The sequence below is a fragment of the Deltaproteobacteria bacterium PRO3 genome (genome assembly GCA_030263375.1).
Lineage (GTDB): Bacteria > UBA10199 > UBA10199 > DSSB01 > DSSB01 > DSSB01.
On sequence record SZOV01000153.1, the window covers coordinates 1 to 5,036 of the forward strand.

A 5,036-nucleotide genomic window follows, 5' to 3' on the forward strand; every position below is an offset into this window, starting at 1 on the left:
ACAATCCCTCGCTCAACGAGGTGGTGTTCCCCGCCGGCATCCTGCAGCCGCCCTTCTTCAACCCCGATGCCGATGACGCCATCAACTACGGCGGTATCATCGCGGTGATCGGCCATGAGCTCACCCACGGATTCGATGACCAGGGCGCCAAGTTTGATGGCCAAGGCAACCTGGTGAACTGGTGGACCGATGCGGACAAGGCCAACTTCGATTCCCTGGCCCAGCGCATGATCGCATACTACGACGCCTTGGAAGTGGAACCCGGCGTACACGTGAAGGGCGCCCTCACCGTGGGCGAGAACATCGCCGACCTCGGCGGCGTCACCCTGGCCTACGGCGCGCTGGTGCGCTCCTTGCAGGGCAAGCCTGAACCCGCCAAGATTGACGGCTACAACTGGAAACAGCGCTTCTTCCTTGGTTGGGCGCAGGTGTGGCGCGCCAACATCACCGATGCCGCCCGACGCCGCCTGGTTGAAGTGGACCCGCACAGCCCCGCCCACTTCCGCATCAACGCCGTGCTCGGCCAGTTCAAGCCCTTCGAGCAGGCCTGGTGCCCCGATGGAAAGGGCGCCATGCTGGTGCCCGACAGCGAGCGCGTGGTGATCTGGTGAGGGGTCAGTTGTAAGTTGTCGGTTATCAGTTGTTAGTTCGTGACCGACAACCGACAACGAACAACCGTCAACGGCCATGACCCGCCAACCCGCCCGCACCGAACTCTCCACCCTCGGCGAATTCGGCCTCATCGCGCGGCTCGAAAGAATTCTGCCGCGGGGCCTTGCCAAGGATTGGTCTGTCGAAATCGGCGACGACTGTGCGGTGAGGCGTTCGAGCGGCGGACGTTCCGAGCTCTTGACCCAAGACCTGCTTTTCGAGGGCATCCACTTCCTTCCCGGAAATTCCAAGCATTGGGAGACGGTCGGCTGGAAGGCCTTGGCCGTCAACTTAAGCGACATCGCGGCGATGGGCGGCGAACCGGTCGGCGCCGTGATCGGATTGGGCCTGCCCAAACGCGCCAAGCTCGGCGAAGTCGAGGCCCTGTACCGCGGCCTGGCCCGCGCGGCGCGGCGATTTTCCTGCCCCGTCGTCGGCGGCGACACCAACCGCTCTCGCGGGGCTTGGACGATCGCCGTGACCCTGCTCGGGGAGACGCGGCGACGCCCCTTGCTCCGCGGCGCGGCCCGCCCCGGCGACAGCCTCTGGGTGACCGGCGAGCTCGGGGGCGCGGCCCTGGCCTGGCGGGCCGAAAAAAAGAGGAAAAGCGTTCCGGCCTCGATCCGGCGTCGCCTGCTGTTGCCGACGCCGCGCCTGGAGTGGGGGAGAGATTTAGCGGCCTTCGGCAAGGTCGGCGCCGCGATCGATCTCAGCGACGGCCTGGCCGGGGACCTAGGGCACCTCGCCGAGGTCTCCGGCCTCGGTTTCGAGGTCGAGCTGGCGGCCCTGCCGCGGCCTCGGGGCTTCGCCGGACTTTGCGCCAAGGTCGGCGTCGACGTTTGGGGAACCCTGTTGGAGGGCGGAGAGGACTACGAGCTGCTGTTCACCCTGCGCGCGGGCGCGGAACAGGCCTTCGGTGATTACGCCCGGCGTCGGGGCTTGAAGGTCGCCTGTATCGGCCATGCTCGCCAGGGCTCCGGCATCCGCTGGCTGGAAGGGGGCCACGAGATCCGACGTCGCTTCGGCGGCTTTCGCCATTTCTAGCCGGCGTCTCGGAAAACCCATACCCTCCATGCAGCCGCATTTTTAGAGAGGCCCAAGCTACACGGTGCTCAGCAACCCTCGCCCGAGCAGATACAGTTGGAGGCCAGCAGGTCGTTGTCGTTGAAGTCGAGGTTGTCCCAGCTGCAGTCGACGATGACGTTGCCGCCCGGCTCGACGCAGTTGCCGCGGAAGGCGCCGAAGGCCGTGCCCGTGGCCTCGGGGACGTCGGGGGCGGAGGTGACGTCGAGGAGCAGGTCGCGGAAAAAGACCGAGCAGCCCAAAGCGCTGCTGAGCGTGTCGTTGGCCAGCGAGCTGCCGGCCGTGAAGTCGATGTCCAGCTGCAGGTCGGTCCCGTCGTCGACGTAGTCCCCGCCGAAGCCGACCGTTCCCGTCATCCCGTTGCAACCCTGGAAGTTCATTTCGAGATCAAAGGTGCCGGTCGAGGCGTCGCCGGTGGTGGTGCCCGAGACCGTCCCCGTGCCGCCGGATTCGCAGTTGAAGGCCAGGCCGTCGAAGGTGGCGGCCTTGACGGCGCGCAGGGCGGAAGGCTCGCCGGTGAAGACCGCCTCGAGGCCGTCGCCCACGGCGGTGAAGCCGTCGTCGAAGGACTGGACGGTGTCGTCGATGCCCTTGCCGGGGACGGCGTCGCCGCTGCTGCAGGCGCCGAGGCCGAGGGTCAAGGCGGTCAGGGTGAGCGTCAGGCTGAAAATCCGTGAGAAGGTGATTCGGGGCATGGGGGTCCTCCGCTGGATGGGAATTTTCCGGTTTGATAGTGCGGAGCCGATCCGCGGGCAAGCGAGAAATTCGCGGTCCTGTTCAAGACCCGAAGACCCGCCGCAGGATGTCGGTGACGCGGGCGGCGGGGTCCCGACGGATCTTCCGCTCCTCGTTCGCCATCAGCTTGAAGAGGCCCGAGATCGCCCGCTCGGTGACGTAGCTGTCCAGGTTGGGGTTGACGCGCTGGACGAAGGGGATCTGGTTGTAGCGCTTGACGAGCGGAGTCCAGTATTTCGTGACGCCGACCTTCGCGATGTTCAGGACATGACGGAGTTTCTCGGCAGGAGTGTACGGCTCTGCACCTCCGCGTTAGGAGTCATCGGCGGCGCCGCAATCGCCAGGCCACCAGGCCCAAGCCTCCCGCCAGCCAGCCCGCTGGAATAGCCCATGGCGCTTCTGCGGCGCCGCCAAGGCGGCAAGAGCCTCCTCCGCCGAGGGCCTCCACATTGGAATCTTCGTCTTGGATCACAATGGGGCCGTCCGGACTGCCGTCGCAGGCATTGCCCGCGCCGTCGCCGTCGTTATCGGCTTGGTCGGGATTGACCTCGAAGGGGCAATTATCGTCGATGTTCGGAACGCCGTCGTCGTCGCTGTCCGGAGGCGGTCGGCAGATTTGCGCCTCCGCGCAATCCGGGTCTTCACAATCCACGAGACCGTCCCCGTCTTCGTCGGTTCCATTATTACAAATCGATTCCCTTTGGCAGGCGTCTCCGATGCCGTCGGCGGGGTCCACGTCTTTCTGATCAGGATTCGGGACCAAGGGACAATTGTCGAAGAGATCCGGAACGCCGTCTCCGTCTGCATCGATGCAGGTAGGGAACGGAGCGCAATCCGGATCCTCACAGTCGACGAGGCCGTCGCTGTCATTGTCGATAAAATCCAGACAGGCTTCATCCCCGGTATCGACGCAGAAAGGATCGGAGCCGCAATCCGGATCTTCGCAGTCGATGAGGCCGTCGCCGTCATTGTCGACAAAGTCGACACAAGAGAAGTCCTCTCCGGTTTCGGTGTCGCAAGCGTCACCGATGCCGTCAAAGTCGGAATCCTCTTGGCCGGGATTGGCCACAAAGACGCAATTGTCGCTCTCATCGGGAATTCCATCGTCGTCTTCGTCGCCGGGAACCGCAAAAGCTGGATTCACAATGGAGAAACTGCCGATCCAACCCAGAACCCACAGGGTTTTTAGAATTTTGGCGAACATAGGCAAAACCTCCTCGAGCCCCTGAGATCTTTTGCCTTAGCATGGATAACGGCTAGAAAATTATTATAAATCAGTTAGTTACTTAATCACCCGCATTGATATTGATTTCTACCCTTATCCCTCGGTGAGCTCTTTTTTGAATATGTACAAAAGTATAACAAAATAAATGCGGAGGGTAAGACGAAAAAAATCCGCCCATTTGATGCGGGAGCTCGAATGTAAATCCGGCAGCGACCTTGGATTGCAAATTTTTTATGGAGAAGGGGGGATCGCGGCTATATTTATAAAAATTATGAGCCGAAGACCCGCCGCAGGATGTCGGTGACGCGGGCGGCCGGGTCCCGGCGGATCTTCCGCTCCTCGTTCGCCATCAGCTTGAAGAGGCCGTGGATCGCCCGCTCGGTGACGTAGCTGTCCAGGTTGGGGTTGACGCGCTGGACGAAGGGGATCTGGTTGTAGCGCTTGACGAGCGGGGTCCAGTATTTCGTCACGCCGACCTTCGCGATGGCCTTGCGCACGACCGGGCGGAAAGCGGCGTTTAACCGCGTCGAGGTCTTGCGGCGCAGGTAGTTCGTGGCGGCGTCGTCGGGCCCGCGCAGGATCTGGTAGCCGTCCTGGATGGTCAGCTCTTTGATCGCTTGTAAGAAGATGGGGGCGGCCTTCTTCGCGGCCTCCTCCGCCGCCCGGTTGAGGGTCTTGACGAAGTCCTCGACGGGCTTCTTGAGCCCGATCGTCTCGAGGGTGTTCTTCATCGCCTTGGCCTCGGGCGGGAAGGGGATGAAGATCGCGGGATTCTTGTAGAAGCCGTCGACCTGCGAGGCCAGGCCGGCCGCGTTCTTGGCGGCGAGGAAGAGGGCCTCCTTCAGGCCGAAGGCGACCTCGGAGGAGTCGAGGGATCCGGAGGCCTTGGGCTTGGTGAGCGCCTGGGCGCCCGCCGGCCCCAGCAAGGCCGAAATCACCAGACACGCGGCGACGAGAAATGCTTTCATAGGTCCTCCCGTTATTTTTTGAGACCGACGAGGCGCGCCGCCATCTCCGCGAAGCCTGCGCCGCTCTCCCGCGAGGTGATCCAAGTGGGCGGATGCTTCAAGCGGTCGAGAAAGCACGCGAGGTTGGCGACGCCGACGCTGAAACGGAAACTCGCGAACAGGGGTTCGTCGTTGGGCGAGTCCCCGATGAACAGCCACTCGTCCCACGCCGGGGCTTGGGCGGCCTCCGCGATGCCCGGCGCGCCCGACTGCAGCCAATGCTCGAGGCCGCGGCGCTTGTCGTAGTCGCCGAACCCGGCGTTGACGTGGATGCTGGAGACCTTTGCGTGCGCGCCCTCGGCCTCGCAGTGTCTTACCAGGGCGTCGACGTCCTC

The 5,036-nt window shown here is 63.5% G+C and carries 6 protein-coding genes; 2 read left to right on the top strand and 4 right to left on the bottom strand.

What is annotated here, in order from left to right; translation table 11 throughout:
* Positions 1-611 (top strand): M13 family metallopeptidase (locus FBR05_14680; GenBank protein ID MDL1873423.1); only part of this gene is annotated, 611 nt, incomplete at its 5' end.
* 76 nt (positions 612-687) lie between these two features.
* Entirely contained in the window at positions 688-1,695 is a 1,008-nt protein-coding gene (gene thiL, locus FBR05_14685) for a thiamine-phosphate kinase (protein ID MDL1873424.1), read from the top strand.
* Positions 1,696-1,763: 68 nt separating this feature from the next.
* Here thiL and FBR05_14690 read toward each other — a convergent pair whose 3' ends face one another.
* From FBR05_14690 to FBR05_14705, 4 genes are all read right to left on the bottom strand, one after another.
* Complete coding sequence (locus tag FBR05_14690; GenBank protein ID MDL1873425.1) at positions 1,764-2,429, bottom strand: hypothetical protein; 666 nt, start codon at positions 2,427-2,429, stop codon at positions 1,764-1,766.
* An 82-nt stretch (positions 2,430-2,511) separates the two neighbouring features.
* The gene (locus FBR05_14695; GenBank protein ID MDL1873426.1) at positions 2,512-2,733 is read right to left on the bottom strand and encodes a DUF4197 domain-containing protein; all 222 of its coding nucleotides are present in this window, start codon (positions 2,731-2,733) and stop codon (positions 2,512-2,514) included.
* A gap of 55 nt (positions 2,734-2,788) precedes the next feature.
* Positions 2,789-3,673, bottom strand: a complete 885-nt coding sequence (locus FBR05_14700) for a hypothetical protein (protein MDL1873427.1) — start codon at positions 3,671-3,673, stop codon at positions 2,789-2,791.
* A 290-nt stretch (positions 3,674-3,963) separates the two neighbouring features.
* Entirely contained in the window at positions 3,964-4,662 is a 699-nt protein-coding gene (locus tag FBR05_14705; GenBank protein MDL1873428.1) for a DUF4197 domain-containing protein, read from the bottom strand.
* Positions 4,663-5,036 lie beyond the last annotated feature (374 nt).